Origin of the sequence: Streptomyces scabichelini (assembly GCF_011045015.1) — a bacterium.
Classification (GTDB): domain Bacteria; phylum Actinomycetota; class Actinomycetes; order Streptomycetales; family Streptomycetaceae; genus Streptomyces; species Streptomyces scabichelini.
Genome location: NZ_JAAKZY010000008.1, coordinates 44,474 through 66,032, shown reverse-complemented (window position 1 = coordinate 66,032; position 21,559 = coordinate 44,474). Strand labels below are relative to the sequence as shown.

The window sequence follows — 21,559 nt, the reverse complement described above, 5'->3', positions numbered from 1 at the left end:
CCGGGTCTCCGATCGGGTATCGGAGTCCCGGCCACGATGGCTGGGTGGAAGCGTCAGGGATCTACCGGTTCCGGGGCGTTCGCGCGAGCGGCCTCGCGGGCGCGGGTGCGTTCGTGGTCCGGGTTGAGGAACCAGTGGCGGGCCGAGGCGAACCACCAGGTGGCGGCGAAGCCGAGGACTGCGAGGACCGCGATGGGTGCGTAGTTGAAGGTTTCCCAGGTGACCGGGGAGACCTGGGGCAGCATGAACAGAATCGTGATGACGACGACCCAGGCCACGGCGATCACGCCGATCAGGCCCGACCAGCGGCCCAGGTGCCACGGGCCGCGTTCGAAGCTGTCGCCCTTGCGGAGGCGGAGCAGCGTCGGGATGACGTACGCGATGTAGAGGCCGATCACGGCGATCGACGTCACCGCCGCGTACGCGGTCACATTGATCAGGTACGGCAGGCCGAGCAGCAACGCCCCGAATGCCGCCAGCCACACGGCCGCGACGGGGGTGCGTGTGCGCGGGTGCACCGTGTGCCAGACGTGTGAGAAGGGCAACGCCCCGTCGCGCGAAAAGGCGTAGATCATGCGGGAGTTGGCGGTCACGGACGCCATGCCGCAGAACAGCTGGGCGCCGATGACCACCAGCAGGAGCAGTTTGCCCGCCGTCGCGCCGAGCGCGTCGAGGAGGATCTGGGCGGGCGGCACCCCCGTGCCGGACTCGAGGGCGCCGTCGTACGACTGGATCGCGAAGGTGAAGCCCAGGAGAAGGACGAAGCCCGCTATCCACGACGTCCAGATCGACTGCACGATGCCCTTCGGGCCCGCCGTGGACGCGTCGTGCGTCTCCTCGGTCATGTGCGCGGAGGCGTCGTACCCGGTGAAGGTGTACTGCGCCATCAGCAGGCCGAGGAGAACGACGTACAGGCTGCTGCCCCACCCCGTGTTGTTGACGAACTCCGTGAACACGAAGGACGCCGACTGGTGGCTGTCGGGGGCGAAGGTGAGCGCACCCACGATCACCGCGATGCCCAGTACGTGCCACCACACGCTGACGCTGTTGAGGAAGCCGACGATGCGTACGCCGAAAGTGTTGAGGAGGCCGTGGAGGACGAGGATTCCGGCGAAGAGCAGGATCGTACGGCCGGGTGTGACCTCGAAGTCGAACTGCAGATTCAGGTAGGCGCCCAGGAACGAGGCCGCGCCGAAGTCGACGCCCGCCGTCACCGCGATCTGGCCGAGGACGTTGAACCACCCCGTGAACCAGGCCCAGGCGGCGGCCGTCCGCTTCGGCGCGAGGCGGTGCGACCAGAAGTACAGGCCCGCGGAGGTCGGATACGCCGAACAGATCTCGGCCATCGCAAGGCCGACGAACAGCGTCATCAGCCCGACCGCGGCCCAGCCCCACATCATCACGGCGGGACCGCCGGTGTTCATGCCGAACAGGTACAGGGTCATGCAGCCCGACAGGACCGAGATGATCGTGAAGGAGACCGCGTAGTTGGAGAACGCGGACATGCTGCGGGCGAGAACCTGCGTGTAGCCGAGCTGCGCGAGGCGTTCCTCGTCGGAGACGGCTTGAGCGGGGCCGGCTGGCGCGGGGGTGGCGACGGAGGAGTCGCTTGCGCCGGAGGGTGGGGACGGTGTTGTCATGCCCCCAGCGTTTCCCTCACCGAGGGCATGACATGCGCCATGGATGAGCTCGGTTTGGCCAAAATTCAACCACTGCTCCAGGCCGCTCCCACGCGGCGCGCGGCGCGCGAACGCCGGAGGGCCCGGACGACCGAAGTCGTCCGGGCCCTCCGGGTAAGGGTCGAGTCACCCGTCGAGTCAGCCGTTGCGCTTCCAGCGCGGCTTGTCGTCACGGCGGCCGAAGGAGGAGCCGGAGCCCGTACCCGTACCGGAGCCGGCGCCACGGTGGTCGTCACGACGGCCGTACGGGCGGTCGTGGCCGCCGGAGCGGAAGCCGCCGGAGGGGCGGTCGCCCTGGCGGTCACGGTTGAACGGGCGGTCGCTGCCCCGGTGACCCGACGGACGGTCGTCGCGGCGGAAGCCGCCACGGTCACCGTCACGGCGGTCATCGCGGCGGAAGCCACCCGACGGACGGTCGCCGCCACGGAAGCCACCACGGTCACCGTCACGACGCTCGTCCCGACGGAAACCACCCGACGGACGGTCGCCGCCACGGTCGTTGTCCCGGCGGTCGTCGCGGCGGAAGCCACCCGAAGGACGCTCGTCACGACGGTCGAACGAACGGCCACCACGGTCACCGTCCCGGCGGTCATCGCGGCGGAAGCCACCCGAAGGACGCTCGTCACGACGGTCGAACGAACGGCCACCACGGTCACCGTCCCGGCGGTCGTCACGACGGTCGTCACGACGGAAGCCACCACGGTCACCATCACGGCGGTCATCGCGGCGGAAGCCGCCCCGCTCGTCGCGGCGCTGACGCGGCTGGTCGTACGACGAACGCTCCTCGCGCGCCGGCGCGGACGACTGCTCCGGCACGGAGGCCACGGCGGCCTCAGCCGCTGCGGCAGCCTCCACGACGGCGGCAGCCTCGGCCAGCGCGGCCTCGGGGTCGTCGCCCCGCTCGCGCGCGGCGCGGGCGAGCAGACGGTCCGCCTCCTCGCGCAGCTCGGTGGCACGACGCTGCGCGCGCTCCAGCTGCTTGGTGAGCTGCGTGACCTCGCGCTCGGCCTGCTGCGCGGCGTTGCCCGCCGACTCGGCCTGCACCTCGGTCATCGACCGGGCGCCGGTGATCTCCGCGACCTCCGCGTCGAAGGCGGCACCGCCCTGGATGATGTGGCGCGAGGCGTCGACGCCCGCGTCCTCCATCTGGCGGAAGATCTGCCGGCGCTGGTGCGGCAGGGACAGCGACACGACCGTGCCGGAGCGGCCCGCGCGGGCCGTACGGCCGGAGCGGTGCAGGTAGTCCTTGTGGTCACCGGCCGGGTCCACGTTCAGGACCAGGTCGATGCCGTCGACGTGGATACCGCGGGCGGCGACGTCGGTGGCGACGAGCGCGTTGACGTAACCGTCCTTGAAGTCGGCCAGCGTCCGCGTCCGCGCGCCCTGCGTCATACCGCCGTGCAGCGCGTCGGCCTTCACGCCCGCGTCACGGAGCTGCTCGGCGATGCGGTCGGCACCCAGCTGCGTACGTACGAAGATGATCGTGCGGCCCTTGCGGGAGGCGATCGCGGCGGTGACCGGCGCCTTGTCCTTGGGCTTCACGACGAGGATGTGGTGGGACATCGTCGTGACGTTGCCCTGAGCACTGTCGACCTCGTGCGTGACCGGGTTGCTCAGGTAGCGCTTGACCAGCGTGGAGATCTCGTTCTCCATCGTGGCGGAGAACAGCATGCGCTGGCCGCCGGCCGGAACCTGGTCGAGGAGTTCGGTGACCTCGGGCAGGAAGCCCAGGTCGGACATCTGGTCGGCCTCGTCGATCACGGCGACCTGGACGTTCTCCAGGGAGCAGGCGCCGCGGCTGATGACGTCGCGCAGGCGGCCCGGGGTGGCGACGAGGATGTCGACGCCGCGCTCGAGGGCGTAGATCTGGTTGCCCATCGACGTACCGCCGCAGACGACCTTCATCTTCAGGCCGAGCACGTCGCCGTACGGCTGGAGGGCGTCCGCGACCTGCATCGCGAGCTCACGGGTCGGGGTGAGGATGATGCCGCGGGGCTTCTTCTTCTCCGTGTGGCCGCCGGCGAGCTGCGCGAGCAGCGGCAGACCGAAGGAGAGGGTCTTGCCGGAGCCGGTGCGGCCGCGGCCGAGGATGTCCTTGCCGGCCAGGGCGTCCGGGATGGTCGCGGCCTGGATCGGGAAGGGGCTGGTCACGCCGTTCTGTGCGAGCTTGCGCACGATGCCGTCGGGCAGACCCAGGTCGCCGAAGGTGACCTCGGGGGCCTCGGCGGACTCAGGGGCCTGGGGGGCCTGGGCCTCGGCGGCCTCGGGCACTTCGACGGCCTCGTTCTCGGGCACGACGATGTGATCAGTACTGGAAATGGACATGCGAATGCGAAACCTTCCGGAGTCTCGTCGGCACGCGCCCGTCAACTCCGTGTTCGCATTCGACCGCCTCAATGCGGTCAGCCACGGCAAGGGAGAGTACGCGCCACACGGCGCGCTCTGTGATGGCGCCGGGCAAGATGGGATCAAACGATCTACCAAGATACGCACCCCTCGCGCCTTAAAGCAAACTGAGCCGATACTCGCAGCTCAGGGGCCCCTGGCTGTCAGGACCTGGCTGTCAGGACCTCGCGTCAGGCTCTGGCCATCAGGCCCCGACTCCCGCATGGGGCGCCGGCTCCCGCTCCGCGAGCTGCGGTGTGGGGTCCGGGTGCGCCGAGGAGGACGGTTCGGCGGTGGTGGGGTCCGGTGACGGCGAGGGCGAGTCCTTCGGCGGCGTCGGCTTCGGCCGGGGTGTCGTACGCGTCGGAGACGGCTGAGCCTTCGTCGGCTTGGGCACTTCCGGCTTCGGTTCCTTCTTCCCCGGCCGGCGTGGCGCCGCGGACCCGCCCTTGTCAGCCGACGGGGACGCCGCACCGGCCCCGGACCCGGACTCGCCGGGCTTCCCCGAACTGTGTTCTTCACCACTGTCCCCGCCGTGCCCGGAGCCGCCACCGCCCGTCACCGCGGAACCTCCGTCGGGCGCCTCACCACCCTGCTGCCCCGCCGAGTGCGACGGCTTGGCCCTGCTCGCATCGTCGTCGTCATCACTGACGCTCATGCAGCCGGCGCTCGCCACGACGGCCAGGGCCGCGGCGGCCAGACGGACAGGTACGTACATGGCGCGCACGGGCAGCCACCTCCGGGGCGGGGACAAGCAGTCCCCCTGCCCAACTCCCGCCGCCCGCAAGAGGACACGCCGCACGAGGCGACAGAATTCAACAGTTCTACGAATCTACGGATCTACGAATCCACGAGTTGGATGTCAGCCGTATCCGAGCGCGTGCAGCCGCGCGTCGTCGATCCCGAAGTGGTGGGCGATTTCATGAACCACCGTCACTTCCGTCTCGGCGACGACGTCCTCCCGCGACTCGCACATCCGCAGCGTCGGCCCTCGGTAGATGGTGATCCGGTCCGGCAGCACCCCGGCGTACCACTCCCCGCGGTCGGTCAGCGGAGTCCCCTCGTACAGCCCGAGCAGCTCGGGATCGTTGCTCGGCGGTTCGTCCTCGACGAACACCGCCACGTTGTCCATCAGTCGTGTCAGCTCCGGCGGAATCCGGTCCAGGGCCTCGGCGACCAGTTCCTCGAACTCCTCGCGCGTCATCTCCAGCACAGAGCCATTGTCAGGTACGGAGGTCGGGTACGAGGGCTGAAGGCCCGGCATATCCGACCTGGGACTTGGGCATACGGGACCAATGGCCCGCGTCCCCGCCGCCGCTCTGCAACGCGCACGAAAGGCGCCACGTGCGCTCGTACGCCACTATCGCGCTCGCCACACGCACCCGGTCATCGAACTCGTCCACCAGCCACACCCGTACGCCCGCGCCCTCGGCCTGATCACCGTCGTGGTGCTCGGAGCGTGGCTGGGCCTGCTGATCGTGGGAAACGTACGCGTGCCGGTCGGTCCCATGGACACCACCATGACCCTGCGCCCCTCCTTCACCGGCGGCACGAAGATCAACGTCTCGCCGCTCGGCGCCCTCGAACTGCGCAGCCACATCGCGCCGATCCGCCTGGACGTCGACGTGGACCAGCTCGACCCGGTTCGCTCCCAGGCCCTCGTCGACCACCCCGAACGGCTCTCCGGCCTCCAGGACGAGGTCACCCGTGACGTCGGCCACGGCACCCTCGACCTGGCCGTACGCTCCGGAGTCGCCGTCGTCTCCGGGGCGACCGCACTCGGTCTCGCCGTCTACCGCCGCCCGCGGCGGGCCCTGGCGGCCGGCGGCCTGGCGCTGGCGCTCCTGGCCGCCTCCGGGGCGACGGCCTTCGCGACCTGGAACCCGAAGTCGGTCCTGGAGCCGAAGTTCTCGGGACTGCTGTCCTCGGCGCCCTCCGTCGTCGGCAACGCCCGCAGCATCGTCAGCGAATTCGACGTCTACCAGAAGGAGTTGGCGCGCCTGGTGACGAACGTGACGAAGCTGTACGACGCCACGTCCACACTCCCCGCGTACGCGCCCGACCCCTCCACGATCCGCGTCCTGCACGTCTCCGACATCCATCTCAACCCGGCGAGCTGGAAGATCATCGCCTCGCTCGTGAAGCAGTACAAGATCGATGTGATCGTCGACTCCGGCGACACGATGGACCACGGCACCGCGGCGGAGAACGGCTTTCTTGACCCGGCCGCCAACCTGGGCGCTCCGTATGTATGGGTGCGCGGCAACCACGATTCGCGGGAGACGCAGGCCTATCTGGAGCGCATGAAGAACGTGCACGTACTGGACGAGGGGCGGGCCGTGTCGGTCGAGGGCCTGCGGTTCGCGGGCATGGGCGACCCGCAGTTCACCCCCGACCGCACGGAGAAGCAGACCGCCTCGGAGGAGCTGGCGGGCGCCCGCCTGGCCTCCGAACTCCGCGACCAGAAGGCGGCGGGCACGCCCGTGGACATCGCCATCGCGCACAACCCGGATGCCGCGCGCGAGACGGACGGCGAGGTACCGCTCGTCCTGGCGGGCCACCTCCACCATCCGGAGATGGAGGTCATGAAGTACGGCACGCGGCTGCGCCTCGAGGGCTCGACGGGCGGCAGCGGGCTCCGTGCGCTGGAGGGCAAGTACCCCGACCCGATCGAGGCGTCGGTCCTCTACCTGGACCGTGACACCCGTCGCCTCCAGGCCTGGGACGAGATCAAGCTGGGCGGCCTGGGCCTGACCACGGCCGAGGTCAGCCGCCACCTGCCGGAGGAGAACCAGCCCGGAGGGAGCCTGAACCCGACACAGAGCCCGAGCTCACAGCCGCCGCCTCCTGGCTCACAGCCGCCGAGCCCGTCCTCACCGGCGGCCCCCTCCCGATAGTCGGTTTGGAGGGCCCACCAGGTCGTAGTAAAGTCTGAGCCCTGCCCTCGGGCGGCGGTCAGGGCTTGACCGTCCTTGGATTCCACGCAATCGAAGGAGAAGCTGTTCCTTTCGGGGAAGGGCGGAGTCACATGCTTCTCACGTCCTCAGAAAGATTCAGATCTCAGACAGTAAGAAGCAGCAGGCAGGCCTTAGCCCTCATCGTCTAGCGGCCTAGGACGCCGCCCTTTCAAGGCGGTAGCACGGGTTCGAATCCCGTTGGGGGCACCAGCTTACTCTGCGTTATCGCAGGTCGGGGCGCACTTCTGACGCCCCATTTACTCAGCGCGTTATGTCGCGCTGGATGATGTCTAGTCCACTGTGGCTCGCGAATCCCCAGGCGGACGTCCCAAGCGCCGATATGTGGCCCCTCTTTCGCTTGCACGGGTTCGAACCCCCCAGGGTATGTCGCGATTGCGTCTTCTCCCGCCTGGTCGGCGAGGCAGGTGAGTACCTTCAGCATCGCTTGGACCTGCTGCTTCTCCAGCACCTCCACTCCCTGCGCCTCTGCCAGGGCGGCTTCCCATCGGACCGGAAGCCGGGGCCATGCGAAAATCCCCGACGGTCTCGGCGCAGTCCGTCCCGGGCAGTGGTGACGACGCTCCCGCGGCAGTGAAAGGAACCGGCCGGTGCCGGACAGGTGGAGGCGTGGAATCCATGCTGGAACAGGAGCTTGCCCGGGCCCGAGAGGTCCGCTTTGAGGCGCTGGCGCGCGCGGTCGCCGTACCGCTGCACCGATATCTGGTGCGCCGGGCGGATGCCGACGCGGTCGATGACATTCTCGCGGAGACGATGCTCGTCCTGTGGCGCCGTCTTGAGGACGTGCCCGGCCTCGGTGAGGGGCCGCCGGTCGACGCCGACGAGGTGCTGCCCTGGTGTTACGGCGTCGCACGCGGCTGTCTGTCCAACGCCCGCCGGGCGCAAGGGCGCCGGCTGCGGCTGGTGGAGCGGCTGACCCGTACGGCACCGCCGCCGGACCACGCGGAAGCCGACCACACCGAACTGCACGCCGCACTGGGCACGCTCAACGCCTTGGACCGTGAGGTGGTGGAGCTCTGGGCGTGGGAGGGCCTGACGCCGCGCCAGATCGCGGAGGTGACCCGGCTGACCGCCAACGCCGCCAGCATCCGACTGCACCGGGCGAAGAAGAGACTCGCCGCCCTGCTCGACCGAAAGAACGCCGACCAGAGCGGACATGAGACGGCTGAAGGAAGGAGCAACCGGTGAACGACGACGAACTGCTGGCCCGGCTGAAGGCCACCGACCCGGCGCTGACCTCCAAGACTCCTCCCCCTGATCTCAACCGTCTCCTGGAGGCCGCCATGACCGCCGACACCATGACCCACACCTCGCACGGCACCGCGACCGGACCCCGCCGCCCCCTGATGCTCGCCGCGGCAGCTGCTGCCCTGCTGGTCGGCGGCGGCATCAGCTGGGGAGTCACGCAGAGCGGTGACACCCCGCCGGCCACCGCCGCCCCGCTGACCCTGACCGTCCAGAAGAGCGACGCCATGACCGCATGCGCTGAGCTGGACGTCGCGACCCTGCACAAGTACACGACCGCTTTCGAGGGCACGGCCACTTCCGTCAAGGGCGACCAGGTCAGCCTCCGGGTGGACCACTGGTACCGCGGCGGAGACACCTCCACCGTCCGGATCACGAACAACCAGGAGGCAGAGATGGAGTCCTTCGGGCAGGAATTCGCCGTCGGTGAGACCTACCTCGTCTACGCCAAGGACGGCAAGATCCCGCCGTGCTACGGCGACGCCGAGGCCACCACCGCACTGCGGAGCCTCTACAACCAGGCGTACCCGGCTTCGTGACCGTTGGCCAACGCATGCGCTGGATGTACTCGCGCTCCATCCCCGGCACGGCGGCCGAGATCCTCGACGACGAGGGTGACGCGTACACCGGAGGAGCGGATCTCTCCGGCGAGTTTGACGGCGGCCTCCAGTTCGGGGCGCGTGTTGGCGCGGGTGGAGATCTCTTCTCGGAGAAGACCCGGGTCACGCCGGCCTCGGCGAGGGAGTCCGGCTGTGCGTCCAGGGACTGCCGGGCGGTCGAGGCTCGGGCGTAGCCGAGGGGGGACGTGGCCGACCGGCTCGGCGCCGGCGCTCACGGGCCATGGAATGTCCCGACCATCATGGCGAAGACGCTGAGCGCCTTCGCGCGCGGAGGGCGGATCGTCAGGCGCCCAGGCGGGCGACGATGTCGTCCATGACGACCAGCACACTGTCGGTGAACGTCCGCCTGGTCTCATCCGCGCAGCGCCCGATTGGCTCACCGCGAGCGAGCCCATGCAAGTAGTGGTCCATGACGGAGAGGCGGCTGATGCCGGCCACCTCCGCGCCCGCCGCGGACGGTTCGGGACCGAGAGCGGCCGGGCCGTCATGGTGGTCGAAGCGGGTGATGTGTACGCCCAGTCGCAGGGGTCTTCAGTTCAGTCGGCGCGGTGGCGGAGTCCGTCGAGGAGCAGATCGAGCATGCGGCCCGCGCGGTCGCGCAGCCCCTTGTCGGTGGTGATCAGCAGGATGCCGCCGAGGCTGAATCCGACGTCGAGAGGGTCGACGTCGGAGCGCAGGACGCCCGCCTCGGCCCCGGCCTTCAGCAGCGTGCTGATGGCCGTGCTGATCCGGTCCAGGCTCTCGGCGAACGGGTCCGAGTCACCGGAGGCGATGACGGCCTTCAACGCGTCCGCCATGCCCTGCTTGGTGGCCAGATAGTCGATGAACCGGTCCATCCACACCCGCATCGCCTGGTCGGGCGGGTACTGCGCCAGCAGTTCTTCGGCGCTGTCGCAGACCCGCGCGACCTCGTTGCGGTAGGCGGCCTCGAGCAGTGCCTCCCGAGTGGGGAAGTGCCGGTACAGCGTGCCGATGCCCACACCGGCCTCTTTGGCGATGGCCTCGAGCGACGCGTCCGTGCCCCGCTCGGAGAAGGCGCGTACGGCGACATCGAGCAGGCGTTGCCGGTTGCGCCGCGCGTCGGCACGCAGTCCGCGTGTGTTGCCGGTCACAGCATTCCTTCCTCCTGGACAATCGGAGGATCCTCCGCTTAAAGTCCAAGCAAAGCGGAGGAGCCTCCGATTTTTGGATCGTACCAAACCGGGAGCACGTGCCGACATGACCACGAGCACACGCGTCACCACCCCCTTCCACGCCGGATCCACGGCCGCCGAGGTCATTGCGGACACGGATCTCACCGGCCGCCGCGCCGTCGTCACCGGAGCCGCCTCCCTGGATCTGACCGATCCGGCGTCCGTGGAGGCGTTCGTGACCGCGTGGGACGGCCCGCTGCACATCCTCGTCAACAACGCGGGCGTCATGGCGACTCCTCAGACCCCAAGTGGGCGGTGGAGGGGCTGTCCGAGGCCCTGGCCGCCGAGGTCGCCGGGCAGAACATCAAGGTCACCCTGGTCGAACCCGGCCCCTACCCGACCGACTGGCCCGGCGCCTCCGCGGTCAACTCCGAGCCCGACCCGCTCTACGACGGAGTCCGTCAGGCCCTGGCCGAGGGCCTGGACCTGTCCGACATGGGCGATCCGAAGGCCGTCGGATCCGCGCTGCTGACCATCGTGGACGCCGAGGACCCGCCGTTGCGGGTGTTCTTCGGCAGACCGCCGATCGAGCTGGTCAAGGACCACTACACGCGCAAGCCGGCCACCTGGGCCGAATGGGAGCACGTCTCCCTCGCCGCCCACGGCTGACCCCATGGCATTCATAACCCAGGGGACTTTCTGCCCTATTACTTGAACTTTCAAGATCAATTATCCGATCGTCTGCCTCTCGGAGGAACCAATGGCACGCACCACACCCGGACGCTGGAAGCGTCGGCTGATCGTCGGCGTTGCCGCCGCCGCCCTCGTGGGTGTCGGCGGCCCGTACGTCTACATCAACTACATCCAGGACGACCCACCAGCCGCGCTGTCACTCGACAGTCCACCGGCCGCACCGGAGAGCACATCCGACTCCGGCTCCGGCGATCAGGCGGGCAAGAGCGTCGAGGGCAGCTGGCGGGTCGCGAGCGGCTCGCAGGCCGGCTACCGCGTCGACGAGGTGCTCTTCGGCCAGAACGTCACGGCCGTGGGCCGTACCGAAGAGGTCACCGGAGAGCTGGAGATCGAGGGCACCCGGGCTGTCAGCGGAAGCTTCACCGTCGATCTGGCCTCGGTGCGGAGCGACTCCGACCAGCGCGACGGCCAGTTCCGCGGCCGGGTCATGAACACCGAGCGGTACCCCAACGCCACCTTCGAGCTCACCGAACCCGTGGACTTCAGCTCGGTGCCGGACGTGAACGAGCAGGTCACCGGCGAGGCCACGGGCGACCTGACCATCCACGGCCAGACCAACTCCGTCACCTTCGACCTCACCGCCCAGCGCACCGCCGACGGCTTCCGCGTGAACGGCTCGATCCCCGTCACCTTCGCCGACTACGACATCGACGCACCGAACTTCGGCGGGATCACCGTCGAGGACGAGGGGACCGTCGAGTTCCTCCTCGCCTTCACCCCCGCGTGATTCCGCCGCCCACAGCCACCACGTAACGCATCGCTCATCGCACCCGTATTGGAGAACACCGTCATGCGCAGCACCTCCCTGTACAGGAAGGTCGTCGCAGCCCTGCTGGCCACGGCGACCGTCGGATCCGTGGCCGGGTTCGCACCCGCCGCCACTGCGTCCAGCCCGGCATCCTCCCGGACCGTCGCGGACTTCCGGCACACGAGCCCTCACGTCCAGGAGCGCAACAAGCGCGTCGCCGTCCACGTACTCAGGCAGCTCTTCGAAGAAGGCAACCTCAAGGTCGCCGACCAGTACATCCGTGCGGACTACATCCAGCACAACCCGATGGCCCCCGACGGCCGGGAGGCCATCAAGAACTTCATCCGCGACTGGACCGCGCAGTTCCCGGACCACGTGTACAACGTCAAGCGGGTCCTCGCCCAGGGCGACCTGGTCATGGTGCACTCCAACCCGGTCTACGAGCCCGGCACCCGCGGTTCGTCCGTGGTCGACATCTTCCGCTTCGACAAGAAGGGCATGATCGCCGAGCACTGGGACGTTGTCCAGGAGGTACCGGAGACCACCGTCAACGGCAACGACATGTTCGGCACAGTCAGCCGGCCGCGCACGAACCAGCCCGGCCCCCGCTGGATGACTCCCTTCAGCCAGAAGGTGGCGACCGCCTACTTCGACACACTCCTCGTCGACAAGAACCCCGACGCGGTCAGGTACCTGACGCCGGAGTACCACCAGCACAACCCCACCATTCCGAGCGGCTCGGCCGGCCTGCGCGAGCAGTTCACCAACTTCTTCCAGCAGTTCCCGAACCTGATCGTGGAACGCAAGCGCGTCATCGCCGAAGGCGACATGGTGGCCATCCACGCCCACTACCGCCTCAGCCCCGAGGACCGCGGCCAGGCCGTCGTGGACATCTTCCGCGTCGGCAAGCACGGCAAGATCCTCGAGCACTGGGACTCCGTCCAGGACGTGCCGTCGACCCCTCCCCTCAACGACAACACCATGTTCTGAGCCCATTACGTCGCGAGGGCTTGCTGTAGGCATCGATCACGCGCCCATGTGACCGCTGTACGAACATTTGTCCGTACAGCGGTCAAGGCCTGTCGAATCGAGGAGGCTCCCGTGGCCTTCGTGACGGAGGACAATCTCACCGACCTCGTGGTCAAACGGTGGGCCACCACTCACTCGTCCAGGCTCGCCGAGGTGATGGCGGCGCTCGTACGCCACCTCCATGCGTTCGCCCGCGACGTTGATCTCACCGAGGAGGAGTGGGCGGCGGCAGTCGAATGGCTCACGGCGACGGGCCGGATCAACGACGACAAGCGTCAGGAGTCCATCCTCGCCTCCGACGTGCTCGGGCTGAGCACGCTCGTCGTCCAGCTCAACCACCGGCTCTCGGCGAACGCCACACCGGCGACCGTGCTCGGCCCGTTCCACATCGACGACTCACCCGAGGCCGCGTTCGGGGCCAGCATGTCCGACGACATCCCTGGCACCCCGTGTTCCTCACCGGCCGGGTCCTCGACCTCGACGGCACACCGCTGCCGGACGTCGTCCTCGACGTGCCTGCTCGCCCGCACGGCCGGACTCATCGGCCGGCTCGCGGAGGAGATCCGTACCCCTGTCGCGAACGACATCTTCCTCTCGGTGGACCGGGGCAACCGCGCCGTACCGCCGCACCCTGCCGACGGAGGCGAAGCTTCAGCAAGCGGCTGATCAGGAAGGGACTGATGCCGTACGCCGGTAGCGGCCGGGCGCGATGCCGTGTTCCCGGGAGAATGCCCGCGAGAAGGCGAACTCGGAGCGGTATCCGACGGTTTGCGCGATATCGCCGACCGGATTGGCGGTGTCACGCAGCAGGCGGGCGGCCAGGTCGATCCGCACGCGAGAGAGGTAGGCCAGCGGGGTGCGGCCCACCACCTCCTTGAACTGGCGGGCGAAGGCCGGGCGGGACATCGTGACGGTGCGGGCCAGGCTCTCCACCGTCCAGTCGCGGTGCGGCTCTTCGTGCATCCGTGACAGGGCGGTCCCGATGCGCGGGTCGCGCAGGGCGGTCAGCCAGGACGGTCCCGTCTCGGTGGCGGTGTCGGCCCGTTCGATCCAGGCGCGGATCGCGAGCACGAAGAGCACCTCGGTCAGGCGGGTGGCCACTGCCCGGGAGCCGGGCTGCCCGCCCACCGTCTCGGTGGCGAGGATCCGGACGACATCCTGCAACTGGGGGTCGGCGCTCATGCCGGGCACATGGACGACCTCCGGCAGCGCCGACAGCACCGGATGCCCGTCGGTGTTGCCGGCGTAGTGGAACTTGCCGCACACCACCCGCATGACGGGCCCGGCCCCGCCGAGGTCGACCACGCCCTGCCCGGCGTGCGCATTGGCGCTTGTTGCGGCGGTGAACTCCTCAAGCTCCGCACCCGTATGCGCGGGTGGGGTGTCTGGTGGGGACCATTGGGTGTTCCGGCTGTTCGGGAGCAAGCAGTCGTTCTTTCTGGCCTGCGTCGATGAGCTGGAGAACCGCGTCCGCGGGGTCTTCCGGCAGGCTGCGGCAACGTGCCCGAGCGATCCGCTGCAGGCGATGGGCGAGGGCTTCCGGGAACTGGTCGCCGACGGGGTCATCAGCGGCTTGTGGCTGCAGGCGTGCGCCACGGCGCGCGGGAACGAGGAGGTGGCGGCGCGCTGCCGCTCCCTCATCTCAGGTGTCCTGGGGGAGGCCGAGCGGTTGACCGGAGCCGCACCGGACGACCTGGCACGGTTCCTGGCCAACGGTTCTCTCGTGGTGTTGCTACAGGCGCTGGGGACGGACCTGACCGGTGGGAGCCGGGCGGCCGTCGAATCCCTGCGTGTGGAGAGGACGGTTTCGTGAATCCGCTCCTGCTGCCCATCGTTGCCGCGCAAGGGATCTGGGTGCGCGCCACCACCGAGGTGCTTCCCCCGGCCGCCGGGCCGACCACCGGAACCGTGGGGGACACGTCCCGGCCGCCCATACGCATCGCCGTCGTGGGCGAGTCGACCGCGGCCGGCTGCGGTGTCGACACCCACGACGACGGATTCACGGGACGTCTGGCCCACGAAATCGCCACACGAACCCGCCGACCCGTCGAATGGGAGGTGGCCGGGCAGTATGCCGCCACCATCCGCCGCATTCACTACCGGCTCCTGTCCCGGCTCGGAGAGAACCTGGACGTGGCCGTGCTCCTGGCAGGTGTCAACGACGTGCTCACCAGACGGCCCCGTGCCCAGTGGGGTGCCGATCTCTCCGCGATCGTCGACGACCTCACTGACCGTTCCAAGCACGTCGTGGTGACCGGCATCCCACCGTTCGATGTGTTCCCTTCTCTCCCGACCACGCTGGGGCGATATCTCGCCCGGCGGGCGGGCGCCCTCGACGAAGTCTCCCGGCAGATATGCGCTGCGCAACCGCGGGCAACATGGGTCGACTCGACGGACCTCCTGCCCGCAGGCCCGGGCTTCTTCGCTCACGACCGTTTCCACCCTTCGGCCGCCGGTTACCGCGACTGGGCCCAGGCTGTTGCGGACAAACTTTCCGAGGACAACGGGTTCCGGGCCTGGTAGAGCGTGCAGAGCCTTGACTCGTCTTTTTGACCTTGGTTCGGGTAGGTGTTGGTGGCCAGGGGTGATTCCCCGCTCACAGGTACTCAGCGGGAAATCTGCAGGTCTTGATTGTTACTCGCCCCGGGCCGAGTCGATGTCCCAGGCCACGGTCGGCCGCCCGTTCCTAGAGCGTCTGGAACCGATCCGTGGCCGCCAGCACGGCCTCCGTCGTGGCGTCCCCAGACAGCCCGTGCCCGTCCGCATCCGCCCGTGGACCATCACACCGGGAATGCCGGCGAGCTTCCCGGCGTCACGCAGCAGCACCCCGTCCTCCAGGAAGCCGGCGTGCCGCCAATAGTGCGTAACGAGGCGGGCGAAGCGCAGCCGGAAGTGCGGGTGCTCGTAACAGGGGTCGGGCTTGTACCCCTGGTGGGTGGACACGTGTACGTCCTCCCACCGGCACCACTCCCGCGCCGCCCGCTCCCGTACGGCCGGATCGGCGTCAGCGAGCATCCGGGCGTACGCCTCCACCAGGCTGCCGTCGCGCTCCCGCTCCGGTACGGCATCGCAGAACCGGGCCCATTCCTCGGGAAAGACCCGCCCCATGTCCCGGGTGACCCACTCCACCTCGCGGCGGGTGGTGTTGGTGACGCTGAAGAGCACCAGCTCGGATACGCGTCCAGGGTGCTGCTCGGCGTAGGCCAGCGCGAGAGTCACACCCCAGGAGCCGCCGAGGACCAGCCACTTCTCGATGCCGAGGTGCTGCTTCCGGTCCGCGACCTGGCCGCGGCGGTGGGTGTCACGCACTCGGCCGCGAGCCAGACGGCCGCCCAGATGGCCCGCGCGGGCCTGGTCACCCACACCCCCGACCCGCGAGACGCCCGCCGTCGGCTGATCGAGCTCACGCCGAAGGCCCAAGCTCTGCTGCCGCAGATCGAGGCGGAGTGGGACGCGACGGTGGCGGCGATGGCGGAGCTGGACGGGGAGCTCTCGATGCCGCTGGCGGAGCTGCTGATCGAGGTGGCGGAGGCCGTACGCCGGCGCCCGTTCCGGGAGCGGATCGCGGCGGCGTATCGACTCTAGGGACCTGCAGGAGCGGCCACTTTTCCGAGCTGTCGCACTGCGGCAGCCCTGGAACCGGACGCGTTGGACCGCATGGTCCGACCGGCTCCAACGCAAGACCGCCTATGGATCGAATGCCACCGATGCCTTCGCCGTCCTTGCCGACAACCGTCGCACCAAATGGATCCGCAACACCGCCAGGACCAACCCCCAGCAGCCGAGCGGGCGCTGATCTTCAAGTCAACTCATCCACAGCTCTTGCCTGCTGCTCCTTCGAGCCCCCGTAGGTTCCCGGGCAGCAGCAAGGGCCCGAACAGCTGCGACCGAGCATTCCCTCTGGCCGGTGAGAACTTCACTGGCCAGTCCCGTGCTCAGCGGCTGTGAGAACATGCGACTGTTCTGGACCGGGGCGGGTCGCCCCGCCCATGGAAGTCAGCCCGCTCCGGCCTGCTCGATGGCTGTGCGCAGCAACTCGGCCATCGATCGGCCGGCCACCCGCAGCGGCTCCGGATCGCGGGAGGCCCGGGAGAGTACGAACGCTCCCTCCAGGATCATGATCATCGAGTAGGCGAGTGACCGCGCCGTGTTCTGGTCGGACACCCAGCGGCCGAACCACTGTTCGCCGCCGCTGACCCACTCGGCGAAGACCTCCGCCGTCGCGACCCGCAGGATGTCATCGGTGCTGGCGACCTCCAGCGCCACCGTCGCGATCGGGCACGCGTCGGCATAGTCCGTCGCGGCCAGGTCGTCCGCGGCCGCCTCGAAGGCATGCGCGACGGACTCGACCGGGTCCGGAACACTGTCCAGCAAGGCCAGCACCATCAGGCCGTACGCGGCGCCGGACGTGCGGATCGTCTCCTCGGCCAGCTGCTGCTTGCCGCTGGGGAAGAAGTGGTAGATCGAGCCGAAGGGCGCGTTCGCTTCCGTCGCGATCCGCTTCAGGCCGGTGCCCGTGTAGCCGTTGCGGCGGAACAACACCGTGGCCGCATCCCGGATCCTGGTCCGCGTGTCCGGCTGCCCCTGTCCCATTGCCCTTTCACCCCTTCTCCACCGAGGTCTTGGCGTGGCCCGTCGGCCTTCACTAGATTACAGTAGAACGATCTATCAAATGGGGGTGCGATGCCGGAGATCGAGCTGTCGTCCGGAGTGATCGACTATCAGGACACCGGTGGTGGAGGGCCGGTGCTGGTGTTCGGCCATGGCCTGCCGATGAATGAGACGCAGTGGCGCCGGGTGGTACCGCTGCTGGACGGGTATCGCTGCATCCTGCCCACCCTGCCCCTCGGCGGTCATCGCCGACCGATGAACCCGGACGCCGACCTGTCCCACCGTGGTGTCGCACGGCTGCTGGGTGAGTTCATCGAACGGCTGGGCCTGGACGAAGTGACCCTCGTCCTCAATGACTGGGGCGGTGGCCAGTTCCTGGTCTCAGAAGAGCAGGGCCGGAGGGTCGCCCGGCTGGTGCTGGTGGCCTGCGAGGCGTTCGACAACTTTCCCCCTGGACCGGCCAAGGCGCTGGCCACCGTGTGCGGGGTTCCCGGCGGCGTCTGGCTGCTGACGCGGCTGATGCGCATCCCCGCGTTCCGGAACAACCGCAACGGATACGGCGGGATGAGCCTGCGCGGGATTCCGGACGAGATCCTGGACGACTGGTTCGCTCCCGCGACCCGGAGCAGGGCCATTCGCCGGGACTTCGCCAAGTTCGCCACCTCGGCGCCCAAGCGTGAGACCTTGCTGGCCTGGAGCGAGCGGCTACGTGACTTCGACCGCCCTGTACTGGTCGTCTGGGCGACCGACGACCGATTGATGCCGCGCGAGCACGGCCCCCGACTGGCGGAGCTGTACCCGAAGGGCCGGCTGATCGAGATTTCCGACTCGTCCACCCTCGTCCCCGAGGACCAGCCCGAACAACTCGCCGAAGTGCTCACCGACTTCCTGATTCGGACCGGAGCAGTGCCGGTCCGGCACACCGGCTGAGCCCAAGGGCGGTAGGCGGGCTCTCTGCCACCCCGCCGGCCAACGGAAGCACTCACACCGGCCAACCGCGGGGTTATGACCGACGTGCCGCTTCGGCGTCGTGCCATCGGGTTCGCTTCCGGCACACGCTTCATGCGTGAGCGATGAGTTTGGGCGGCGGGTCGGGTCTGCCCTGGCATGACTCGAATCATCGCGGACATCTCGGTCTCTCTCGACGGCTTCGTCACCGGGCCCGACCCCGGCCCGGACAACGGTCTGGGCACCTGCGGCGAGGCCCTGCACACTTGGGCGTTTTCCGACGACCCCGACGACCGCCGGGTCCTGCGCGAGGCGACCGCCCGCTCGGGCGCCGTCGTCCTCGGCCGCCGACTCTTCGACCTGGTCGACGGGCCGGACGGCTGGGACGACAAGACTGGCTACGGCGCCGGCGAGGTCGGCAAGCCCGCGTTCGTCGTCGTGACGAGCTCGCCGCCCAAGGCGGTGCGGCTCACCGACCTCGACTGGACGTTCGTCACCACCGGTCTGCCCGACGCCGTCACCGCCGCGCGCGAGCGGGCCGAGGCGGCGTCGTCGGACCGCGGCAAGGACCTCGACGTCGTCCTCATGGGCGGCGGCGCCACGATCGGCTCGGCGCTCGACGCCGGGCTGGTCGACGCGCTGACGCTGCACCTCGCGCCCGTCGTGCTGGGTGCCGGGACGCCACTGTTCACCGGCAAAGCGCCGCGCATGCTGGTGCAGCGGAGCGTGACTTCGACATCGACCGCGACGCACCTGACCTACGACGTCCTCCGGTGATCCGATGACCACCGTCAACGTTAATGAGATCGCCTTGGGCATCGAGTCGTTCGGTGACGACGACGCGCCACTCGTCCTGCTCGCGGGCGCGACGACGATGCTCTCCTGGCCCGACGCGCTGTGCGAGCGCCTCGCCGCCGGCGGGCGCCGCGTGGTGCGCTACGACCTACGCGACAGCGGAGAGTCGACGACGGCGGACCCGGAGGCGCCCGCCTATACCCTGCGCGACCTCGCCGCCGACGCGGCGGCCCTTGCCGACGCGCTCGGCGGCGGGCCCGCGCATCTCGCGGGCATCGGCGTCGGCGGGATGGTCGCCCAGGTGGCCGTGCTCGACCATCCGGGCGCGTTCTCGGCGCTCACCCTGGTCGGCACCCGCGCGGTTGCGCCCGGCCCGCCCGACGACGACCTCCCCGACCATGACCAAGCGACGATGAGCCGGCTGTTCGCGCGTCCGATGCCCGACTGGGCCGACCGCGAGGCGGTGGCGGAGTTTGCCGCCGCCGGCGCGGAGATCCTCGGCAACGACCCCGTCGCCGCGCGCGCGATCGCCGCGCGCGTCTGGGACCGCACGCCCGGCACCGCACCCCCGGTCCAGATGGCCAACCAGCTGGGCATGGTGTTTGCCAGGCTCGACTGCAAACCCCGCTGGCGCGAGCGCCTGCCCGAGATCGAGATCCCCACGCTCGTCGTCCACGGCCGCCGCGACCGGTTCTTCCCCGTCGGCAACGGCGAGGCGATCGCGCGCGCGATCCCCGGGGCGCAGCTGCTCGTCCTCGAGGAGGCCGCCACCGCGATCCCCGACGCGGCGGTCGGCGAGGTCGCCGAGGCGATGCTCACCCTCGGGTAGAGAACGGCGCGTGCCGCGCGGGTATGGCATCCGCGCGGCAGCGGGCGTCGGAGGCTCGACCCGGCCGCGCGCCCGCGATCGGCACCCGCGGAACTCTCGAAGGCGGTTCGGACAGCCACGGCGACCACGCCCCGGCCTGACGTCACGCCGAGCTGTGACGACATGACCTGGATCACAAGTAACGTATTGGCGCAGTGTGTTGAGCCACCGGCTCACACGAGGGTGAGGCCACCTGGTGGACCAGGTTCTTCGAGTATGTGTGATCACGCAGACGGTCGTGGACCGAGGACGTGGACGACGGCCTTCGGACGCGGTCAAGCCGCTACTGCCGCCGAGTGCCGCATGGCCTGCGCCGGGCAGGACGTCCGGGTGAACAAGACCTGGGCCGACAGCAACTAGATCAGGAAGGATCCGATCGGGCGGCATCTGTGGTTGTAACCGGGTCCGGGCCCTCCTCCCCCCGCGCGGCGATCAGCGGTCCCAGCAGCTGCGTGCCCGGCCCTACCCGTCCGCCGGGGCCGGGCAGTTGTGTCGTGTCGGCCACCGTGAGCGGCTCCTGGCAGGCGTCGCAGGCCACGACCGGCGTGGCCAGGTGTCCGCAGGCGTCGTGGCGTATCCGGGCGGGCGGCCCTGCGGGGCCCGCGTACCACTTGTCGCCCCAGGTCATCAGCGCCAGTAGGACGGGGTAGAGTTCCTGGCCCTTCTCCGTGGCCACGTACTCCTCGCGCGGCGGGCTGCCCTGGTACCGCTCGCGCGTCAGTACGTCCTCCTGGACCAGGCGGGCCAGTCGCGCGGCGAGGACCTTGCGGGACAGGCCGAGATCCTGCGCCAGCTCGTCGAAGCGGCGGATGCCGACGAGGACGTCACGCATGATCAGGGCCGTCCAGGCGTCGCCGAACAGGTCGGTCGCACGGGCGATCGAGCACGCGACGCCGGAGAGGGGGGTACGGGTCACGCTCCCGTCGTATGACCGATGAGTTCCCTGAGGGAACTCATGGTTGCAGCCATCGGTGGGCCCGACTGCAGTGCAAATCCAGGCTGCCAGAAGAGTCTTACTGGTCAGCCCGCTCGCCCCTTGATCACTCATGGCAGTGAATCGACCAAAATCCTGCAACCGTCTGCAACAGGACGCGGTTACCCCAGGTGCTCATCAGAAGATCATCAGAAAGGGCCACCTGGGTCATGCAGTACATCGCTCGTCTCACCACGGCCTTGGCCGCCGCGGGAGCACTCGTCCTCACCACCCCGACCGGTGCGCACGCCGGCGCAATCGGATCAACTCCCGTGCGCACCTTCGAGTACAGCGTGGGCGGTGTGACGATGAAGGTTCCGACAGGATGCATGTTCACGCACATCATCCGAGGAAGCGGTAGGAAGATCACGTACCAGAACGCCGGCGTCGACTGTGCCTTCGCCGGAGCACTCAGCAGCGGTTTCTGCAACTGGCGCATCGACTTCACGTATGCCGACACCAACAACCGGACCTACCGCACATCGCGCGGCCGGACGTGATCGAGCAGCAACACGGACAGAACTCGGACCAGGCGTGGGAGGCGCGACGGCGCCGGGCCGGGATCGCCGCGTTCCTCGTGGGCCTCGTCGCTACCTTCGCCTTCTTCGCCTTCTTCCCCGGACTGCCGCACGTCATCGACTCGGGAGCCGTTCTCGTGTCCCTTGCTATGGGCGGGCTTGCCCGGTGGGCCTGTCAGTCCTGGATGACGAGAACCCGGACGAAGAAGGCAGAAGAAGAATGAAGGCGCGAATTCCCTTGCACAGCACGGCGTCCCACCCGCGAGACTCGCCGAATGG

26 protein-coding genes, 1 tRNA gene and 1 pseudogene are annotated in these 21,559 nt (G+C 69.1%); 18 read left to right on the top strand and 10 right to left on the bottom strand.

Annotated features, from left to right (window positions below; translation table 11 throughout):
- Positions 1 to 53: 53 nt before the first annotated feature.
- The 4 genes from G5C60_RS04430 to G5C60_RS04415 form a co-directional block, all read right to left on the bottom strand.
- Positions 54 to 1,640 carry an amino acid permease gene (locus tag G5C60_RS04430; RefSeq protein ID WP_241266493.1) on the bottom strand — a complete coding sequence of 529 codons (1,587 nt, stop codon included), beginning with the start codon at positions 1,638 to 1,640 and terminating at the stop codon, positions 54 to 56.
- A 177-nt stretch (positions 1,641 to 1,817) separates the two neighbouring features.
- The gene (locus G5C60_RS04425; RefSeq protein ID WP_165254846.1) at positions 1,818 to 4,004 is read right to left on the bottom strand and encodes a DEAD/DEAH box helicase; all 2,187 of its coding nucleotides are present in this window, start codon (positions 4,002 to 4,004) and stop codon (positions 1,818 to 1,820) included.
- Positions 4,005 to 4,269: 265 nt separating this feature from the next.
- Positions 4,270 to 4,782, bottom strand: a complete 513-nt coding sequence (locus tag G5C60_RS04420; protein ID WP_206439089.1) for a hypothetical protein — start codon at positions 4,780 to 4,782, stop codon at positions 4,270 to 4,272.
- Between the two features lie 144 nt (positions 4,783 to 4,926).
- Positions 4,927 to 5,277 carry a metallopeptidase family protein gene (locus G5C60_RS04415; RefSeq protein WP_033321391.1) on the bottom strand — a complete coding sequence of 117 codons (351 nt, stop codon included), beginning with the start codon at positions 5,275 to 5,277 and terminating at the stop codon, positions 4,927 to 4,929.
- Positions 5,278 to 5,359: 82 nt separating this feature from the next.
- Here G5C60_RS04415 and G5C60_RS04410 point away from each other — a divergent pair, with 82 nt between their 5' ends.
- From G5C60_RS04410 to G5C60_RS04390, 5 genes are all read left to right on the top strand, one after another.
- Positions 5,360 to 6,961, top strand: coding sequence for a metallophosphoesterase family protein (locus tag G5C60_RS04410; RefSeq protein WP_165254843.1), 1,602 nt, complete (start codon positions 5,360 to 5,362; stop codon positions 6,959 to 6,961).
- 194 nt (positions 6,962 to 7,155) lie between these two features.
- A tRNA-Glu gene (locus tag G5C60_RS04405) sits at positions 7,156 to 7,231 on the top strand.
- Between the two features lie 426 nt (positions 7,232 to 7,657).
- Positions 7,658 to 8,227, top strand: coding sequence for an RNA polymerase sigma factor (locus G5C60_RS04400; protein ID WP_206439088.1), 570 nt, complete (start codon positions 7,658 to 7,660; stop codon positions 8,225 to 8,227).
- On the top strand, positions 8,224 to 8,823 hold the full coding sequence (locus G5C60_RS04395; RefSeq protein ID WP_165254841.1) for a hypothetical protein: 600 nt from the start codon (positions 8,224 to 8,226) through the stop codon (positions 8,821 to 8,823). The genes G5C60_RS04400 and G5C60_RS04395 overlap by 4 nt, the downstream gene beginning before the upstream one ends.
- A complete protein-coding gene (locus tag G5C60_RS04390; protein WP_165254840.1) occupies positions 8,820 to 9,077 on the top strand; it encodes a hypothetical protein in 258 nt (85 codons plus the stop codon). The genes G5C60_RS04395 and G5C60_RS04390 overlap by 4 nt, the downstream gene beginning before the upstream one ends.
- A gap of 109 nt (positions 9,078 to 9,186) precedes the next feature.
- On the opposite strand, the gene G5C60_RS53965 is transcribed toward G5C60_RS04390, so the two are convergent.
- Both G5C60_RS53965 and G5C60_RS04380 read right to left on the bottom strand, forming a co-directional pair.
- Positions 9,187 to 9,342 (bottom strand): hypothetical protein, encoded by a 156-nt coding sequence (locus tag G5C60_RS53965; protein ID WP_420907339.1) that lies wholly within the window; start codon positions 9,340 to 9,342, stop codon positions 9,187 to 9,189.
- Positions 9,343 to 9,440: 98 nt separating this feature from the next.
- Entirely contained in the window at positions 9,441 to 10,016 is a 576-nt protein-coding gene (locus tag G5C60_RS04380; protein ID WP_150469138.1) for a TetR/AcrR family transcriptional regulator, read from the bottom strand.
- A gap of 106 nt (positions 10,017 to 10,122) precedes the next feature.
- On the opposite strand from G5C60_RS04380, the pseudogene G5C60_RS51540 reads away from it, so the two are divergent.
- The 5 genes and pseudogenes from G5C60_RS51540 to G5C60_RS04360 all read left to right on the top strand — a co-directional run.
- A pseudogene (locus G5C60_RS51540) lies at positions 10,123 to 10,338 on the top strand (SDR family NAD(P)-dependent oxidoreductase); the annotation flags it as partial.
- Between the two features lie 14 nt (positions 10,339 to 10,352).
- The gene (locus G5C60_RS04375; protein WP_165254839.1) at positions 10,353 to 10,706 is read left to right on the top strand and encodes an SDR family oxidoreductase; all 354 of its coding nucleotides are present in this window, start codon (positions 10,353 to 10,355) and stop codon (positions 10,704 to 10,706) included.
- A gap of 91 nt (positions 10,707 to 10,797) precedes the next feature.
- Positions 10,798 to 11,517, top strand: coding sequence for a YceI family protein (locus tag G5C60_RS04370; protein WP_165254838.1), 720 nt, complete (start codon positions 10,798 to 10,800; stop codon positions 11,515 to 11,517).
- Between the two features lie 63 nt (positions 11,518 to 11,580).
- Entirely contained in the window at positions 11,581 to 12,528 is a 948-nt protein-coding gene (locus tag G5C60_RS04365) for a nuclear transport factor 2 family protein (RefSeq protein ID WP_165254837.1), read from the top strand.
- A 111-nt stretch (positions 12,529 to 12,639) separates the two neighbouring features.
- Positions 12,640 to 13,233 carry a dioxygenase gene (locus tag G5C60_RS04360; protein WP_338145686.1) on the top strand — a complete coding sequence of 198 codons (594 nt, stop codon included), beginning with the start codon at positions 12,640 to 12,642 and terminating at the stop codon, positions 13,231 to 13,233.
- Here G5C60_RS04360 and G5C60_RS04355 read toward each other — a convergent pair whose 3' ends face one another.
- Complete coding sequence (locus G5C60_RS04355; protein WP_165254836.1) at positions 13,234 to 13,992, bottom strand: AraC family transcriptional regulator; 759 nt, start codon at positions 13,990 to 13,992, stop codon at positions 13,234 to 13,236.
- Between G5C60_RS04355 and G5C60_RS04350 the strand changes: the two genes are divergently transcribed.
- Positions 13,970 to 14,380, top strand: coding sequence for a hypothetical protein (locus G5C60_RS04350; protein ID WP_206439081.1), 411 nt, complete (start codon positions 13,970 to 13,972; stop codon positions 14,378 to 14,380). The two genes, G5C60_RS04355 and G5C60_RS04350, sit on opposite strands and share 23 nt — an antisense overlap.
- Positions 14,377 to 15,090, top strand: a complete 714-nt coding sequence (locus G5C60_RS04345; RefSeq protein WP_165254835.1) for a GDSL-type esterase/lipase family protein — start codon at positions 14,377 to 14,379, stop codon at positions 15,088 to 15,090. The genes G5C60_RS04350 and G5C60_RS04345 overlap by 4 nt, the downstream gene beginning before the upstream one ends.
- Before the next feature lie 111 nt (positions 15,091 to 15,201).
- Here the strand turns inward: G5C60_RS04345 and G5C60_RS04340 are convergent, their stop codons facing one another.
- Positions 15,202 to 15,876, bottom strand: coding sequence for an alpha/beta fold hydrolase (locus G5C60_RS04340; protein ID WP_338145685.1), 675 nt, complete (start codon positions 15,874 to 15,876; stop codon positions 15,202 to 15,204).
- Between G5C60_RS04340 and G5C60_RS51535 the strand changes: the two genes are divergently transcribed.
- Complete coding sequence (locus G5C60_RS51535; RefSeq protein ID WP_338145684.1) at positions 15,862 to 16,152, top strand: MarR family winged helix-turn-helix transcriptional regulator; 291 nt, start codon at positions 15,862 to 15,864, stop codon at positions 16,150 to 16,152. The two genes, G5C60_RS04340 and G5C60_RS51535, sit on opposite strands and share 15 nt — an antisense overlap.
- Before the next feature lie 411 nt (positions 16,153 to 16,563).
- Here G5C60_RS51535 and G5C60_RS04330 read toward each other — a convergent pair whose 3' ends face one another.
- Positions 16,564 to 17,160, bottom strand: coding sequence for a TetR/AcrR family transcriptional regulator (locus G5C60_RS04330; RefSeq protein WP_165254833.1), 597 nt, complete (start codon positions 17,158 to 17,160; stop codon positions 16,564 to 16,566).
- Between the two features lie 90 nt (positions 17,161 to 17,250).
- Between G5C60_RS04330 and G5C60_RS04325 the strand changes: the two genes are divergently transcribed.
- From G5C60_RS04325 to G5C60_RS04315, 3 genes are all read left to right on the top strand, one after another.
- Positions 17,251 to 18,108, top strand: a complete 858-nt coding sequence (locus tag G5C60_RS04325; protein ID WP_165254832.1) for an alpha/beta fold hydrolase — start codon at positions 17,251 to 17,253, stop codon at positions 18,106 to 18,108.
- A gap of 177 nt (positions 18,109 to 18,285) precedes the next feature.
- Complete coding sequence (locus tag G5C60_RS04320; protein WP_165254831.1) at positions 18,286 to 18,903, top strand: dihydrofolate reductase family protein; 618 nt, start codon at positions 18,286 to 18,288, stop codon at positions 18,901 to 18,903.
- Between the two features lie 4 nt (positions 18,904 to 18,907).
- Positions 18,908 to 19,750 carry an alpha/beta fold hydrolase gene (locus tag G5C60_RS04315; RefSeq protein WP_165254830.1) on the top strand — a complete coding sequence of 281 codons (843 nt, stop codon included), beginning with the start codon at positions 18,908 to 18,910 and terminating at the stop codon, positions 19,748 to 19,750.
- Between the two features lie 400 nt (positions 19,751 to 20,150).
- On the opposite strand, the gene G5C60_RS04310 is transcribed toward G5C60_RS04315, so the two are convergent.
- The gene (locus G5C60_RS04310; RefSeq protein ID WP_165254829.1) at positions 20,151 to 20,705 is read right to left on the bottom strand and encodes a winged helix-turn-helix transcriptional regulator; all 555 of its coding nucleotides are present in this window, start codon (positions 20,703 to 20,705) and stop codon (positions 20,151 to 20,153) included.
- Between the two features lie 227 nt (positions 20,706 to 20,932).
- On the opposite strand from G5C60_RS04310, the gene G5C60_RS04305 reads away from it, so the two are divergent.
- Both G5C60_RS04305 and G5C60_RS04300 read left to right on the top strand, forming a co-directional pair.
- Positions 20,933 to 21,262, top strand: coding sequence for a hypothetical protein (locus tag G5C60_RS04305; RefSeq protein WP_241266489.1), 330 nt, complete (start codon positions 20,933 to 20,935; stop codon positions 21,260 to 21,262).
- Positions 21,259 to 21,504 (top strand): hypothetical protein, encoded by a 246-nt coding sequence (locus tag G5C60_RS04300; RefSeq protein ID WP_165254828.1) that lies wholly within the window; start codon positions 21,259 to 21,261, stop codon positions 21,502 to 21,504. The genes G5C60_RS04305 and G5C60_RS04300 overlap by 4 nt, the downstream gene beginning before the upstream one ends.
- The last annotated feature ends 55 nt before the right edge of the window (positions 21,505 to 21,559 follow it).